The sequence below is a fragment of the Ruminococcus sp. RTP21198st1_G1_RTP21198_201120 genome, from assembly GCF_040924265.1.
GTDB classification, from domain to species: Bacteria; Bacillota; Clostridia; order Oscillospirales; family Ruminococcaceae; genus Hominimerdicola; species Hominimerdicola aceti.
The window spans coordinates 67,313-83,483 of record NZ_JBCOMH010000012.1; the positions used below are offsets into that span (position 1 = coordinate 67,313).

Below are 16,171 nucleotides of genomic sequence, written 5' to 3' on the forward strand. Positions count from 1 at the left end.
AATGTTATGAACATAGTAATTGACGCTTTCGGCGGAGATAACGCACCTCTCGAAGTCATAAAAGGTTCAATTGATGCACAGAAAGATTTCGGTGTTGACGTTACTCTTGTTGGTGATGAAGAAAAAATAAAAAAATGTGCACAGGAAAACGGACTTGATATCACAGCTTTACATATCAAGCACGCTGATACTGTTATCGAGATATGTGAAGAGCCTACAGAAGTAATCAAGGGCAAGAAGGATTGTTCAATGGCTGTGGGCATGAAAATGCTTGCAGACGGCGAGGGCGACGCTTTCGTTTCAGCTGGCTCAACAGGCGCACTTGTAGTTGGAGCAACGTTTATCGTAAAGAGAATAAAGGGAATCAAAAGACCAGCTCTTGCAACAATACTTCCTACGGCAACGACGCCTACGATGCTTCTTGACAGCGGTGCAAACGCAGACTGCCGCCCTGAAATGCTTACTCAGTTTGGAATAATGGGTTCGGCTTATATGAACAAGATACTTGGTGTTGAGTCACCAAGAGTAGGCCTTGCAAATATTGGTGCAGAGGAGTCAAAGGGCAGAGAGCTGGAGCTTGAAACTTACAAGCAGTTGAAAAACGCACCTGTAAACTTTGTTGGAAATATCGAAGCAAGACAGCTTCCTATGGGCGATTGTGACGTATGCGTGGCTGACGGCTTCTGCGGAAACCTTATGCTCAAGCTTTACGAGGGCATGGCAAAATTCTTCTCAGGGGAGCTTAAAACGCTTCTGACTAAGGATACAAAGTCAAAGATCGCTGCTCTTATGGTAATGAAGAACGTTAAAGAATTCAAGAAAAAGGTAGACTACTCTGAGTATGGCGGAGCGCCTCTACTTGGTACTGCAAAGCCTGTTATCAAGGCACATGGCTCATCAAATGCAAGAGCATTCTATAACGCTATTAGACAAGCAAAACAATTTACTGAAACTAATGTGATAGACGAGATCACAACTGCTATCGAGCAGTTGAAAAGCAAACAGGAGATGTTATAATGGACGAGCAAAAGGCTCTTAAAGAGTTTCAGGAAAGAATAGGTTATCAGTTCAAAGACGAAAAGCTCCTTTACGAAGCTCTTTCCCATTCATCATTTGCAAATGAAAACAAGAAGGCAAGAAACAGCAATGAAAGGCTTGAATTTCTTGGAGATTCAGTGCTTTCTATAGTTGTGTCAGATCACATTTTCGAGCATTACAAGCATATGCCTGAGGGCGAGCTGACAAAAATGAGAGCTTCACTTGTGTGCGAAAAAGCATTGTTTGAGTTCTCAAAGAAAATAGAACTTGGCAAGTATATCTTTCTCGGAAAAGGCGAGGAGATAACAGGGGGCAGAGAAAGACCGTCAATTATTTCAGACGCTTTTGAAGCAGTTATCGCTGCAATTTATCTTGACGGTGGTATCGAGCCTGTTTCAAAATATATACTTTCATTCATACCTGAAAATATCACGCCTGATGGAGTTGTTTTCCATGATTACAAGACTATTCTTCAGGAGATAATCCAGAAAAATCCTGAGGAGAGAATAGAATATCACCTTAAAGGCGAGTCAGGTCCTGACCATAATAAGAAATTTACTGTCCAGGTGCTTTTGAATACGAATGTTATCGGCGAGGGTACAGGCAGATCGAAAAAGACCGCTGAACAGTTGGCGGCTAAAGAAGCATTGGAACTAATGGGCTATGGGGCACAGTAATATATCTGTCTTCGTGCCGCATATAGGCTGTCCGCATATGTGTGCGTTCTGCAATCAGCGCACCATAACTGGTACAGAGAAGATACCGCACGCTGATGATGTTAAGCGTATCTGCACACAGGCAATTAACGAAGTCAAGGACGTTTCACAGACGGAGATAGCCTTTTTCGGCGGTAGCTTTACAGCAGTGCCGAGAGAATATATGCTCGAACTTCTTGGTGCAGCACAGGAGTTTATAGGCAACGACAAATTCAAGGGTATCAGGATATCCACCAGACCTGACTATATCAGCACTGAGATACTTGACATTCTCAGAGATAATCACGTTACGGCTATCGAGCTTGGCGCACAGTCTATGTCAGATGTTGTTCTTGAAGCCAACGAGCGTGGACATACTGTTCAGGACGTTGAAAACGCTGCAAAGCTTATAAAAAGCTATGGCTGCTTTGACCTTGGTCTGCAAATGATGATAGGACTTTATAAAAGCAACCGTGACACTGAGCTGGAAACTTGGTCGAAGATAGCGGCGCTGTCTCCTAAAACAGTACGTATTTATCCCGTTGTTATCCTTAATGGTACAAGGCTCGGAGAGCTTTACAAAAGTGGCGAATATAAGCCTATGGACTTTGACGAGGTAGTGAAAATCTGTTCTTATCTTCTCACAGAAGCCGATAAACTTGGTATAGATGTTATAAAGCTTGGTCTGCACGCAAGCGAGGTCGTAGAGGAGCAAATGTTGGGCGGATTTTATCACCCTGCATTCCGTGAACTTTGCGAAGGCAGAAATTACCGCAGGCTTATAGCAGAGGAGCTTGGAAAGCATGGTAATATAAGCGATATAGCTTCCGTTGTGATATCTGTACCAAAAAGGCAGATAAGCAAGGCAATAGGTCAGAAAAAAGCTAATATAGAATATTTCAAAGATCTTGGTGTCAATATAAAAATTATAGGTCACGAAGGCAGCGATAAAATAAAGATAAACGAAATCATAATGAGGGGTGGTGAAAAATAATGTATCTTAAATCACTTGAATTGCAGGGCTTTAAGTCTTTTCCAGATAAAATAGAGCTGAAATTCAATAAGGGTATCACCGCAGTTGTCGGTCCTAACGGCTCAGGCAAGAGTAATATCGGTGACGCTATGCGCTGGGTAATGGGCGAGCAATCTTCCAAAGCCCTGAGAGGTGAAAAAATGGCAGGCGTTATTTTTCACGGCACTCAAACTAGACCAAAAGCGCCTTTTGCTCAGGTAACTATCACCATAGACAACGAGGACGGTGCACTTGAATATGACAGCGACACCGTGTCAGTATCACGAAAGCTTTACCGCAATGGCGACAGCTTTTACATGATAAACGGTAAAGAAGTAAATTTAAAGGATATAGTGGAACTGTTTATGGACACCGGTCTTGGCAGGGACGGTTATTCGATAATCGGTCAGGGCAGGATAGCAGATATCGTAAACGGAAAATCCAATGACCGCCGTGAGATATTTGAAGAAGCGGCAGGCATTTCAAAATTCCGTTCAAAGAAAAAAGAAGCCGAAAAAAAGCTTGCGGCGGCTGAGGATAATCTCTCTCGTATCAATGACATCATGGGAGAGATAGAAGGACGAATAGGTCCGCTTAAAGCGCAGGCTGAAAAGGCGGAGAAGTTCAGAGTCCTTGATGAAGAAAAGAGAAAGCTGGAAGTCTCAGTATGGGTGCATAAACTCAACGAGTATATGAGCCAAATAGCAGGTTATGAGGAGAAGCTTTCTGCTGTAAAAAAAGAGTACGAGGTCATCACGCAGGAGCTTGAAAGCATTGAAGATGATATAAATGACAGCTTTGCAAAGAGCGCTGAAAAATCTGAGCTTGCTGACAGCTACAAAAATCAGATACATCAGGTGGAGCTTGAAAACTCTCAGGCACTGTCAAAGATCGCAGTATATGAGAATGATATTTCTCACCTTGAAGATAATATTTTGAAGCTTAAAGAGCAGATAAGTGAGTCCAACTCATCAAAATACTATCTTGAGGCTGAGCTGAAAACACGCAGACAGGAGCTTGAAGAACTCGACGAGAAAAAAGCAAAGCAGCAGGAAGCTGTAGATTGTAAGGAAAAAGAGCTTTCTGAGCTTATTGATAAAACTGCATTATCTGACAAGTCGGTAAGTGAAGCTGGAAGCTTTATAAATGAGCTTTACATGAAAAAGTCGGAAGTTTCATTCAGACTTGAAAATGCTAAAAACAACCTTTCGGATATTGATGAGCAGATCGAAAATTCTCTTGAAAGAAAAAAACAGCTTGAAGAACACTCAAAACTTTCTTCAAAGGAATTAAAGGAACTGCGTGAATCAAAAGGCAAAGCTGACGAAAACAAGCAGGAGCTTACAAACCGCATGAGCGGACTTGCAAAGCTTCTTGAAACTAGAAACACGAAGCTTTCAGAATGTCGCAAAAATCTCACAGATACGGAAATACAGCTCCGTGACGTTGAGAACAGGATAAAGACTATAGCTGACCTTGAAAACTCCATGGAGGGCTTTCAGTTCAGCGTAAAGCATATAATGAAAGCCTCACAGCAGGGTAGGATAAGCGGCATTTGCGGTACTGTTTCTCAGCTTATATCTGTTGAAACAAAATACTCTGTAGCCATTGAAACTGCGTTGGGTGGGGCACTTCAGAACATTGTCGTAAATAATGAGGACTCTGCTAAGAGAGGTATCAGGCTTCTGAAAGAGAACAGAGCAGGCCGTGCAACATTTCTGCCTGTTACGTCAGTTCGAGGAAACAGGCTAAATATGCCGCAACTTGAAAATGAGGACGGCTTTGTGGCTCTAGGCTGTGAGCTTGTTAAGTATGACAGCCAGTTTGAGGGCGTAATCAACAGCCTTTTAGGCAGGATATGTATAGCAGAGGATATCGACAGTGCAACCCTTATCGCAAAGAAATACGGCTATAAATTCCGCATCGTTACCCTGGACGGACAAGTGATAAACGCGGGCGGCTCATTCACAGGAGGAAGCGTTTCCAAACAGACAGGTCTGCTTACAAGAAAAAATGAAGCGGAAGCACTTGCTAAAAAGAAAACTGCACTTGAAAACTCCTTTACAGAGCTTAAACAGCAGGTTGAGAAGCTAAATCAAGAGGTTTCAAAATACACCGCTGATACCGAGGGACTAAGGGAAAAGCTTTCACAGGTAAACAGCGATATACTCCGTTTTGAAATGGAAATAAAGCGTGTTTCAGAGTATTATTCTGACTATGAAAACAAGCTTGATGAGATAGAAACATTTATCGAAACGCTGAAAAATAAATACAAGATAGTAAGCGGAGATATCGACAAGGCTCAGACGGAACTTTCAGAAATCGAAGCTGAGATATCAGATAATGAAGCCAAGCTTGCCGACTCTCAAAACGAGCAGGCAGAACTTAAAAATAAGCGTGAACAGCTCAGCGAAGAGCTTTCGCAAATGAAGATAATGGCGGCAGAGTTATCCAAAGACCTTGATGCCTGCAAGCTTTCAATATCACAGCTTGAAGAAACTATCGGCGACAGTGATACTGACAGCGGCAAGTTGAACGATAATATCTCCGAGTGTGAAAAGAAAATAGCCGAGAAGAAAGAGCTTATTTTTCAGACCAAACAGGAACTCAGCGGTGCTGACGAAAAGATAGCCGCCGCACAGAAAATGGCGGAGCAGGCTCAGCGTGAGCATATTGAGCTTGACAATGCAGCAAACAAACTTCGCACCAAGCAGAAGCACAAAATGGACGAGAAGGAAACACTTTCAGGTCAGCTTACAAGAGCGGAGGAACAGAAAAAATCTGTTACTGCAGGCTTTGATAAGCTTGTGGCACAGCTTTGGGACGATTATGAGCTTACAAGAAGCGACGCTGCAGAGATAGCCGAGGATATTGTGGATATAACGGTAGCTAACAGGCGACTCAACGAACTTCGTGGAAAGATAAGAAATCTTGGAAGCGTAAACCTTGGAGCTATAGAGGAATATGCAGAAGTGTCACAACGACACGAATTTCTCACAGGTCAGCTTAATGACGTAAATACGTCAAAAACAGAACTTGAAAAACTTATCGAGGATCTGACAGAAAATATGAAGAATATGTTCACCGACAGCTTTGAGCGCATAAATGCGAACTTCAAGAAAATTTTCACCGAGCTTTTCGGTGGTGGTCAGTGCGAGCTTATTCTCACAGACCCAAACAATGTCCTTGAATGTGGTATTGAGATAAACGTTCAGCCGCCAGGCAAGGTCATAACAAACCTTATGTCCCTTTCAGGCGGAGAGCAGGCTCTGGTGGCTATTGCAATTTATTTTGCGATCCTGAAAATTTCGCCATCACCTTTCTGTCTTCTCGATGAGATAGAAGCGGCGCTTGATGATGTGAACGTAAGTAAATATGCACAATATCTGCACCACCTTACAGATAAAACACAGTTTATCACCATTACTCACAGACGTGGAACAATGGAAGAAGCTGACGTTCTGTATGGCGTAACGATGCAAGAAAAGGGTGTTTCCAAGCTTCTTAAAATGGACGTTTCGGAAACACGTCAAATGAAACTTGAATAGGAGTGAAGAAATGGGATTTTTTGAAAAGCTGAAAAATGGTCTTAAAAAGACTAAAGACTCAATGATGGGCAGAATAGAAAGTCTGCTCCATTCATTCAGCAAAATAGATGAAGATCTTTTTGAGGAGCTTGAAGAAACGCTTATCCTCTGCGATATCGGTGTTACAACTTCTGAAAAGATATGCGATAAGCTCAGACAGAAAGTCAAGCAGGAGGGCGTTAAAGAGCCTGAAAAAATCAAGGATATGCTTAAAGAGATAATCACAGAAATGCTCGGTGAGGATCAGAAGCTCGATATGTCAACAACACCGTCAGTTATACTGGTTATCGGTGTAAACGGTGTTGGCAAAACAACAACTATCGGCAAGCTTGCTTATCAGCTTCACAAACAAGGCAAAAAGGTTATCGTTGCGGCGGCTGATACTTTCAGAGCGGCTGCTATTGACCAGCTCGAAGTGTGGACAGAGCGAGCAGGGGTAGACATAATCAAGCACAACGAAGGTTCAGACCCTGCTTCCGTGGTATTTGACGCACTGGTGGCGGCTAAGGCAAGACAGGCTGACGTTGTTATATGCGATACCGCAGGACGTCTTCACAATAAGAAAAACCTTATGGACGAGCTGAAAAAGATATCCCGTATAGTTCACCAGCAGGCAGAGGGCTGCGCTCTCGAAGTTCTGCTTGCGCTTGACGCTACAACGGGACAGAACGCAGTTAATCAGGCAAGACAGTTCAACGAAGTAGCTGATATAACGGGTATTATTCTTACCAAGCTTGACGGCACAGCCAAGGGTGGAATAATTATCAGCATAACCGATGATCTGCAAGTGCCTGTAAAGCTTGTTACAGTAGGCGAAAAAATAGACGACATACAGCCGTTTTCAGCAAGAGATTTTGTTGAAGCGCTGTTTGAATAATAGAATATTGGATTAGACACTTAAAAGTATAAAATCAGGGGGAATTTTTTATGGATAAGGTTTTGTTTGTAGTTGATATGCAGGAAATGTATGTAGGAAGGGGCAGAGATAAAACCACATACTCATATGATGCCGAATCACTTATCGACGCCATAAACAAGCGTATCTCTGCTTATAAAGCTGAGGAGGTCTTTTATATCGTCAGCTACAAAAAGGGACTTTTGGGTGGAGGAATGCCCAAAGAGGGAACACCTGCGGCTAGCTTTCCAGCAAAGCTGAAAGTTGTATCCAAAAATATTTATTCCAAAAGCAAGCCCGATGCTTTTTCAAACGTTGCTCTTGAAGATTTTATGAGAGCAAGGAATGTGAAAGAGATAGAATTTGTAGGTGTTGATGGTGGTATCTCCGTTATCAACACTGCAATAGGTGCTATTGAATGTGGAATGAAAGTTGTTTTCAACGAAGAATGTATCGGTACAGTTTTCAAAGATAAGGCAAACAAATGCCGTGAAAAATTAAAGAAAAATAAGGTAACTTATATACACAACTAAAGGAGAAAAAATGAAACTTGTTATTGCAAGCAACAATAAAGGCAAGATAAGAGAATATAAACAGATTCTTGAGCCGCTTGGTTATGAGGTGTTCTCGCAATCAGAGGCAGGTCTGATACTTGATGTTGAGGAAACAGGCACTACTTTTGCTGAAAACTCTGCACTAAAAGCAAGAGCTGCATTCAAGCTTTGCGGCTGTGCTGTACTTGCAGACGACAGCGGTCTTGAGATAGACGCCCTGGATGGTGAGCCTGGAGTATATTCAGCAAGATATGGCGGACTCGAAACTGATGATGAGCGTACCGCTCTTGTGCTTAAAAAAATGAAGGAAATACCTGATGATAAAAGGGGAGCACACTTTACCTGTACAATACACTTTATCAAAGCAGACGGTGAAGAGATAGCCGTTGAGGGAAAAGTATTCGGTAAGATAGCTCACGAGCCTGTTGGCGAAAACGGCTTCGGCTATGACCCTATTTTCATGTATGGGAACAAGAGCTTTGCTCAGGTTGACTCAGAAACAAAGAATACCGTTTCCCATAGAGCAAACGCACTGAAAGCTTTGCTTGAACAGCTCACAAAGCAGTAAACTGAAAGGATTTAGATTATGATTACAACTAAACAAAGAGCAGAACTCAAAGGTATGGCTTCGCTTATACAGCCTGCTTTTCAGATAGGCAAGGGCGGAGTTAATGACGCTCAGGTGGCACAGATAGACGATTATCTGAGAGTTCACGAGCTTGTAAAAATAAAGGTGCTTGACAACTCAATGTACACCGCAAGAGAAGCCGCAGAGGAGATTGCTGAAAAGATATCTGCTGAAGTCGTTCAGGTAATAGGCTCAAAGGCGGTGCTTTATAAACGCAATGAGAAGCAGCCTGTTATAAAATTAAAGTCAAAGTAATGAAAATAGGTGTTTTCGGCGGCACGTTCAATCCTGTTCACTTAGGGCATCTAAATTGCCTTAAAAGCGTAGCGGAGCAGGCGAGCCTTGACAAGATGATCGTCATGCCTGACAGAATACCTCCACATAAGCAAGCGGAGGACTTAGCTTCCTCTGAGGATAGGTTGAATATGTGCAGACTTGCTTTTGCAGATATCCCATGTGTGGAAATATCCGATTGGGAACTTAAGCAAGAGGGCAAAAGCTATTCAGTGATAACACTCAGACATCTAAAAGAGATATATCCACATGATAAGCTGTTTTTTATAATGGGTAGTGATATGTTGCTTTCATTTGAAGAATGGTATCAGTATAAGGAGATATTATCACTTTCGGCACTTATCTGCGTTGCACGCTCGCATGAGGACATTGACCACATAGAGGTGAAAGCCAAACAGCTCAAAGCCGAGGGTGGAGAGATAATCATAGTAAAAACCGACCCATTTGAGGTGTCTTCAACTGAGATACGTCAAATGCTCAAAAAAAATGTTGATTGCTCTTGCTATTTGAGTGAAAATGTTGTACAATATATAGTGGACAAAAATTTGTATAACCGAGGTTTTCTAAGTGGCAGATAAAAAAACAATAGGCATTTATAAAGCATACCTAAAAGAACATTTATCAAAAAAGAGATACACACACTCTATGAACGTGGCAAATTCCGCTGTGGAGCTTGCAAAAAGATATGGTGCTGACGCAGACAAGGCTTATATTGCAGGACTTTTGCATGATGTTGCAAAAGAGATACCAGCATTGGAGCTTGCGGCTATAGTTTCTAAATCTTCACTTGATGTGTGCGATATAGAGAAAAAGGCTGTTCCTCTGTTTCACGGTATTGCAGGGGCAGAGCTTGTGCAGACGCTTTTTGATATCCATGATCCTGAGATAATCTCAGCTATACGCTATCATACAGTTGCCTGTGGCAATATGCCCAAGCTTAGCCAGATAGTATATCTTGCAGACCTTATTTCTGCGGACAGGGATTATAAAGACGTAAAGAAAATGAGAAAGTATGCCGAACAAAGCTTGGAGAAAGCAATGTTTGAGGCTTTGAAATTCTCAATAAAAGACTCAGTGGAAAAGGGTAATACTATCCCTGTTTCCACACTTGAAGCATATAATGATTTTGCCGATAATTCAAAATAAAGGAGATTTTTATGGATAATATTTCACAGAATGAAAAGCTGTCAACTATTGTTAAAGCTCTTGATTCAAAAAGAGCAGAGGACATCAGGATAATAAAGATCGGTGACCTGACTATAGTTGCGGATTATTTTGTTATAGCAAATGGTACTTCAAGCACTCAGACAAAGGCCCTTGCTGAGGAAGTTGAGTTCAAAATGAGCCAGCTTGGCATTGAACCTAACAGAACAGAGGGCTATCAGGGTGCAACTTGGGTCGTACTTGATTACGGTGATATCATAGTTCATGTTTTCTATAAGGAAACAAGAGATCATTACAATCTTGAAAGACTATGGTCTGACGGCAAGGATATCGACGTAAAGCAGTTCTTACCAGACGAGCCACAGGATTAATTTTGACAATTATAATTTAACAAAGGATTGATAAAGATGAAAGAATACAATTTTTCGGCCATAGAAAGCAAATGGCAGAAATACTGGGACGAGCATAAGACTTTTGAGGCAAGCAATGACTTTTCAAAGAAGAAATTTTACGGACTTGTAGAGTTTCCTTATCCGTCAGGTCATGGAATGCATGTTGGACATATCAAGGCGTATTCTGGTCTAGAAGTTGTAAGCCGTAAAAGACGTATGCAGGGCTATAATGTTCTTTTCCCTATAGGCTTTGACGCTTACGGTCTGCCTACAGAGAACACAGCTATCAAAACAGGTGTTCACCCAAGAAAGGTAACAGACGACAATATCAAGAAGTTCACGGGGCAGCTTAAAAGAGTAGGTTTTTCATTTGACTGGTCAAGAGTTATCGATACCACTGATGAAAATTACTATAAGTGGACACAGTGGATATTCCTTAAAATGTTTGAGAATGGTCTTGTATTCAGAGATAAGACCCTTGTAAATTATTGCCCAAGCTGTAAGGTCGTTCTTTCAAATGAGGACTCACAGGGCGGTCATTGCGATGTTTGCCACAGCGAGATAGTTCAGAAAACTAAAGAAGTATGGTATCTGAGGATCACAGAATACGCTGACAAGCTTCTTCAGGGACTTGAAGAAGTTGACTATCTGCCTAACATCAAACTCCAGCAGCAGAATTGGATAGGAAAATCAACAGGTGCATTTGTAAACTTCAAGATCAAAGAGCAGGATGAACAGCTCAAGATCTACACTACACGTCCTGACACACTTTACGGCGTTACATTCATGGTAATCGCTCCTGAACATCCTATCATCCAGAAATACAGAAATAGTATTGCAAACATTGCTGATCTTGACGCTTATAAGACAGAGTGTGCAAAGAAGAGCGAATTTGAGAGAACTCAGCTCGTTAAGGATAAAACAGGCGTTAAGATAGACGGTCTGACAGCTATCAATCCTATCACAGGCAAAGAGATACCTATCTACATCTCAGACTATGTTATGATGGGATACGGCACAGGCGCTATCATGGCTGTGCCTGCTCACGATACAAGGGACTATGATTTTGCAAAGAAGTTCGGCATTGACATAATCGAAGTCATCAAGGGCGGCGACATTTCTAAGGAAGCCTACACAGGCGACGGCGAAATGGTCAACTCTGGTGAGCTTAACGGCATAACAAACAAAAAAGAAGCTATCGAAAAGATGCTTACTGTTCTTGAAAAACTGGGCTGCGGTGAAAAGGGCGTTCAGTATAAGATGAAAGACTGGGCTTTCAATCGTCAGAGATATTGGGGCGAGCCTATCCCGATAGTACATTGCCCTCACTGCGGAATGGTCGCTGTGCCATATGATGAGCTTCCACTTAAATTGCCACCGGTAGAGAACTTTGAGCCTGGTACAGACGGCGAAAGCCCTCTGGCTAAGATAGACTCTTTCGTACACTGCAAATGTCCTAAGTGTGGCTGTGACGCAAAGAGAGAAACAGATACAATGCCACAGTGGGCTGGTTCTTCATGGTACTTCCTGCGTTATTGCGATCCTAACAACAATGACGAGTTTGCTTCACAGGAAGCACTGAAATATTGGATGCCTGTTGATTGGTATAACGGTGGTATGGAGCACGTTACACGTCATATGATCTATTCACGTTTCTGGCACAAGTTCCTCTACGATCTCGGTCTTGTACCAACTTCAGAGCCTTATGCAAAGAGAACAGCTCAGGGTCTTATCCTTGGACCTGATGGTGAGAAGATGAGTAAGTCAAGAGGAAACGTTGTTGACCCTAACGATGTTGTTGACGAATACGGTGCAGATGTTCTCAGACTTTATGTTCTGTTCATGGGTGACTATGAAAAGGCAGCTCCATGGAGCGAGAGCAGTGTTAAGGGCTGTAAGAGATTTGTGGACAGAATTTGGGCTTTGCAGGATAAGGTAGTTGACAGCGACGAGTACAGCGACAAGCTGAGATCGCTCATGCACAAGACTATCAAGAAGGTATCCGATGATATTGAGTCAATGAAGTTCAATACTGCTATTGCCGCAATGATGACGCTTCTTAATGAGATATATAATGTTGGCTCTATCACAAAGAAAGAGTTCAGAGATCTTCTTATCATACTCAATCCTTTTGCACCTCATGTTACAGAAGAACTTTATCAGATGATCGGTTGCGAGGGAGTTCTTGACGAGCAGGAGTGGGTAACATATGATGAAGCACTCTGCAAGGACGATACTATCGAGATCGTTTGTCAGATAAACGGCAAGGTAAAATCCAAGCTCACAATACCTACAGACGCAGCTAAGGACGACGTTATCGCACTTGCTAAGGCTGACGAAGCTATCGTTAAGGCAACGGAAGGCAAAAATATAGTCAAGGAAATCTATGTTCCTAACAAGCTTGTAAATCTGGTTGTAAAGTAAGCGAAAATTTCCTCAGAAAAATCAAAAAAAGAGCCAGAAAGCTATTGACTTTTTGGTGGAAATATAGTATAATTAAATTTGTAATTATATCGGTTTTATAAATTCCGCAGATTAAAGACAGAGCGGTCCGAAAGAGTAGGACTGGGGGAACGTAAAGCGTTTCAGTTTGCTTTTGCAGACACCTTCACTATCACCGTTGATTTTCGGAAATTCCGATAGAATTGCCTCTGTCACAGGTGGCAAAGGGAGGGAATAATTTTGGCAGAAATCCGTGTTGGAAAGAACGAAACTTTGGATACAGCACTTAAGCGTTTCAAGAGATCATGTGCAAGAGACGGCGTTATCGCAGAGGTTCGTAAAAGAGAACACTACGAAAAGCCTTCGGTAAAGCGTAAGAAGAAGTCCGAAGCTGCTCGTAAGCGTAAATACTAATATGTAATTAAAGGCGGGCATTTTTATGTCCGCTTTTTATTTTATACTACAGGAGTTTTTTTATGTTCAAACCAACTTATGTTTTTGACAAGGTAGGAGAGATAACCCCCGATTTTCTTGCTAAAAAGCATATCAAGGGGCTGCTCCTCGATCTTGATAATACGCTGACAACACATAACAATCCCGTTCCCCCGCAGTCGAGTCTTGATTGGCTTGCTAAGATGAAAGCGGCAGGGATAAAGCTTATGATCGTTTCAAACAATCATGCTCCAAGGGTAAAGCCTTTTGCAGAGCAGTTGGAGCTTGACTTTGTACCTGAAGGCAAAAAACCGCTGACCTTTGGATATACCAAAGCTATAGCTAAGCTGGGTCTTAATAAGAAAAATGTTGCGGCTGTGGGTGATCAGATATTCACTGACGTGCTTGGCTCAAATCTGAAAGGTATACGCTCAATATTCGTGTTCCCAATAAAGCCTGAAACGAGCTTGCCATTTCGATTTAAAAGAGCTTGTGAAAAGCCGTTTTTACCAAAGCTCAAATAGCATAAAACGAAAGGAATGATACTAATGTCGGCAAAATTCGGACCTGCGGGAAACAGCGAGGCTTTTTCCATTAAATATAAAACAACACTTCAAGCTCCGGGATATCTCGAAGCAATGGGGCTTGACCACTATGAATATCAGTGTGGCAGGGGAGTTAAGGTCTCCGATAAAATAGCTTTTGCCTTGAAAGATAAGGCTAAAGAGCATAATATCACGCTTTCGCTCCATGCGCCGTATTTTATTTCGCTTTCAAGCCTTGAAGCTGAAAAGCGTGACAACAGCATAAATTATATTCTGCAATCCTGTGACGCTGCAAGCAGAATGGGTGCTGATAGAATAGTTATCCATTCAGGAAGCTGTGCGAAAATAAGCAGAGAGGACGCTTTGGAACTTGCTAAAGATACTCTCACAAGGGCTAGAAAAGCAGCCGTTGAGCAGGGCTTTGAGCATATCGTTTTTTGCCCTGAAACTATGGGCAAGGTAAATCAGCTTGGTAACTTAACAGAAGTGTTGGAGCTTTGCAAGCTTGATGATACGTTCCTGCCGACAATAGATTTCGGACATCTCAACGCAAGAGAGTTCGGCTATATAAAAGGTAAGGCAGAGTATGAGAAAATGCTTGATGAAGTGGAAAATGCTATCGGTCACGACAGGCTGAAAATATTCCACAGCCATTTTTCTAAGATAATGTTTACAAATCCAGGAGGTGAGAAAAAGCACCTGACTTTTGACGATAATCAAGGCTTTGGACCTGACTATGAGCCGCTTATGGAGATAGTCGCAAAGAAAGATCTTTCACCTATATTCGTCTGTGAAAGTGCAGGCACTCAGGACAAAGACGCACTGACAATGAAGAATTTTTATTTGTCGGTGAAATAAAGATAGGAGAGTATTGATATGAAAAAAATACTTGTTATACATGGTCCTAACCTTAATCTTCTGGGCGAGCGTGAGCCTGGAGTTTACGGTACAGATACATTCGAGAGCATAAACAACGAGATAATCGAGCATGCAATGAAATATGAGTTTCACTGCGACGTTTATCAGTCAAACCATGAGGGTGAAATAATCGACAAGCTTCACCTTGCTAGAAAAAATTATGACGGCGTTATACTTAACGCAGGCGCTTATACACACTATAGCTATGCTATCAGAGACGCCATCGCCGCAATAAAGATTCCTGTCGTTGAGGTACATCTGAGCAATATACACTCCCGTGACGAATTCAGACACACTTCTGTTATCGCACCTGTATGCGTGGGTCAGATAAGCGGGTTCGGAAAGTATTCATACTACATGGCTGTTGACGCTTTGTATTACAAATGGAAAAATGAAAGCGGTGCAGACAATGACTGATCTTGAAAAACTTTGTTCACGAGTAACAGAAGCGGCAGATTGTGCTGTTATCACTGACGATGTGAACAGAAGATATTTCACCGCAATGAAATCAAGTGCAGGAACTCTAGTGGTTTTTCCGGAAAAAGCGTATTTTATCATAGATTTCAGATATATTGAAAAGGCAAAGAAAACTGTCACAGCTTGCGAGGTCATTTTGCAGGACAAGCTCTATGAGCAGATAAACAGCCTTATTGAAAAGCATGGTGCAAAAACAGTTTCTGTTAATGCCGATACCTGCACACTTTCCGAGCTTATCGCATATCAGCAAAAGCTTAATGCTGAGGTCATCGCAGACACAAAGCTTGCGGAAATAATAAGAGAGATCAGAACAGTTAAATCCCAAGAGCAGATAGACAAGATAATCAAAGCACAGCGTATCGCTGAAAAGGGTTTTGCACATATGCTTGACTTTATCAAGGTCGGCAGAACTGAAAAAGAAATTCAGCTGGAGCTTGACTATTATATGCTTAAAAATGGTGCTGAAGCTCTGTCTTTTGACACTATTGCACTTTCAGGCTCTAATACTTCGCTTCCACATGGTGTACCATCTGACAAAAAAGTTGAGAGCGGTGAGTTCGTGCTTATGGATTTCGGAGCAACTTATGATGGCTGGCACAGCGATATGACTAGAACTGTATGCGTAGGCAAACCTAGTGACAAGATGAAGTCTGTATACGAAACTGTCCTTAATGCACAGCTTTCAGCTCTTGACGCAGTAAAGGCAGGTATGTCAGGAAAAGAGCTTGACAAGATAGCTAGAGATATCATAACTGATGCAGGCTACGGCGATAATTTCGGACATTCTCTTGGTCATGGAGTTGGCGTTGAGATACACGAAAGCCCTTATGCTTCGCCTAGCAGGGAAGATATATTGCCTGAAAATTCGATCGTAACAGTAGAGCCAGGTATTTATCTTGAGGGCAAGTTTGGTGTGAGAATAGAAGATTTTGTTGTTGTTACAGAAAACGGATGTATCAATATGACAAAAGCCCCTAAAGAGCTTATTTGCTTGTAACTTTTTTTGATTTTTGGTAAAAAAGTTTTCAAAAGCTATTGCAATAAACAAATAAATATGGTAAAATAAATATAGAGGTATGCGGACATTTTGAACTGTGT

General features: G+C 41.9%; 17 protein-coding genes. All 17 read left to right on the top strand.

Annotated elements, in window-relative coordinates; genetic code table 11:
* Positions 1 to 6: 6 nt before the first annotated feature.
* The 17 genes from plsX to AB5627_RS09235 all read left to right on the top strand — a co-directional run bounded on the left by plsX (position 7) and on the right by AB5627_RS09235 (position 16,070).
* Positions 7 to 1,017 carry a phosphate acyltransferase PlsX gene (gene plsX / locus AB5627_RS09155; protein WP_022286873.1) on the top strand — a complete coding sequence of 337 codons (1,011 nt, stop codon included), beginning with the start codon at positions 7 to 9 and terminating at the stop codon, positions 1,015 to 1,017.
* Entirely contained in the window at positions 1,017 to 1,715 is a 699-nt protein-coding gene (gene rnc / locus AB5627_RS09160) for a ribonuclease III (protein WP_022286874.1), read from the top strand. The genes plsX and rnc overlap by 1 nt, the downstream gene beginning before the upstream one ends.
* Entirely contained in the window at positions 1,702 to 2,727 is a 1,026-nt protein-coding gene (locus AB5627_RS09165) for an elongator complex protein 3 (RefSeq protein WP_265290612.1), read from the top strand. Before rnc ends, AB5627_RS09165 begins: the two co-directional genes overlap by 14 nt.
* Positions 2,727 to 6,293, top strand: coding sequence for a chromosome segregation protein SMC (gene smc, locus AB5627_RS09170; RefSeq protein WP_022286876.1), 3,567 nt, complete (start codon positions 2,727 to 2,729; stop codon positions 6,291 to 6,293). Before AB5627_RS09165 ends, smc begins: the two co-directional genes overlap by 1 nt.
* 10 nt (positions 6,294 to 6,303) lie before the next feature.
* Positions 6,304 to 7,209 carry a signal recognition particle-docking protein FtsY gene (gene ftsY / locus AB5627_RS09175; RefSeq protein ID WP_117939206.1) on the top strand — a complete coding sequence of 302 codons (906 nt, stop codon included), beginning with the start codon at positions 6,304 to 6,306 and terminating at the stop codon, positions 7,207 to 7,209.
* Positions 7,210 to 7,259: 50 nt separating this feature from the next.
* A complete protein-coding gene (locus tag AB5627_RS09180; protein WP_022286878.1) occupies positions 7,260 to 7,760 on the top strand; it encodes an isochorismatase family protein in 501 nt (166 codons plus the stop codon).
* 10 nt (positions 7,761 to 7,770) lie between these two features.
* The gene (gene rdgB / locus AB5627_RS09185) at positions 7,771 to 8,349 is read left to right on the top strand and encodes an RdgB/HAM1 family non-canonical purine NTP pyrophosphatase (protein ID WP_022286879.1); all 579 of its coding nucleotides are present in this window, start codon (positions 7,771 to 7,773) and stop codon (positions 8,347 to 8,349) included.
* A gap of 18 nt (positions 8,350 to 8,367) precedes the next feature.
* The gene (locus AB5627_RS09190; RefSeq protein ID WP_022286880.1) at positions 8,368 to 8,664 is read left to right on the top strand and encodes a YhbY family RNA-binding protein; all 297 of its coding nucleotides are present in this window, start codon (positions 8,368 to 8,370) and stop codon (positions 8,662 to 8,664) included.
* On the top strand, positions 8,664 to 9,281 hold the full coding sequence (nadD, locus tag AB5627_RS09195; protein ID WP_022286881.1) for a nicotinate (nicotinamide) nucleotide adenylyltransferase: 618 nt from the start codon (positions 8,664 to 8,666) through the stop codon (positions 9,279 to 9,281). The genes AB5627_RS09190 and nadD overlap by 1 nt, the downstream gene beginning before the upstream one ends.
* Positions 9,271 to 9,849, top strand: a complete 579-nt coding sequence (gene yqeK / locus AB5627_RS09200; RefSeq protein ID WP_022286882.1) for a bis(5'-nucleosyl)-tetraphosphatase (symmetrical) YqeK — start codon at positions 9,271 to 9,273, stop codon at positions 9,847 to 9,849. Before nadD ends, yqeK begins: the two co-directional genes overlap by 11 nt.
* An 11-nt stretch (positions 9,850 to 9,860) precedes the next feature.
* Positions 9,861 to 10,238 (top strand): ribosome silencing factor, encoded by a 378-nt coding sequence (gene rsfS, locus AB5627_RS09205; protein ID WP_022286883.1) that lies wholly within the window; start codon positions 9,861 to 9,863, stop codon positions 10,236 to 10,238.
* A gap of 36 nt (positions 10,239 to 10,274) precedes the next feature.
* A complete protein-coding gene (gene leuS / locus AB5627_RS09210) occupies positions 10,275 to 12,683 on the top strand; it encodes a leucine--tRNA ligase (protein WP_022286884.1) in 2,409 nt (802 codons plus the stop codon).
* A gap of 258 nt (positions 12,684 to 12,941) precedes the next feature.
* Complete coding sequence (gene rpsU, locus AB5627_RS09215) at positions 12,942 to 13,115, top strand: 30S ribosomal protein S21 (RefSeq protein ID WP_002847085.1); 174 nt, start codon at positions 12,942 to 12,944, stop codon at positions 13,113 to 13,115.
* A gap of 62 nt (positions 13,116 to 13,177) precedes the next feature.
* On the top strand, positions 13,178 to 13,657 hold the full coding sequence (locus tag AB5627_RS09220; RefSeq protein WP_022286885.1) for a YqeG family HAD IIIA-type phosphatase: 480 nt from the start codon (positions 13,178 to 13,180) through the stop codon (positions 13,655 to 13,657).
* A gap of 24 nt (positions 13,658 to 13,681) precedes the next feature.
* Positions 13,682 to 14,536 (top strand): TIM barrel protein, encoded by an 855-nt coding sequence (locus AB5627_RS09225; protein WP_022286886.1) that lies wholly within the window; start codon positions 13,682 to 13,684, stop codon positions 14,534 to 14,536.
* 18 nt (positions 14,537 to 14,554) lie between these two features.
* Positions 14,555 to 15,013, top strand: a complete 459-nt coding sequence (gene aroQ / locus AB5627_RS09230; protein ID WP_022286887.1) for a type II 3-dehydroquinate dehydratase — start codon at positions 14,555 to 14,557, stop codon at positions 15,011 to 15,013.
* Entirely contained in the window at positions 15,006 to 16,070 is a 1,065-nt protein-coding gene (locus AB5627_RS09235) for an aminopeptidase P family protein (protein ID WP_022286888.1), read from the top strand. The genes aroQ and AB5627_RS09235 overlap by 8 nt, the downstream gene beginning before the upstream one ends.
* The last annotated feature ends 101 nt before the right edge of the window (positions 16,071 to 16,171 follow it).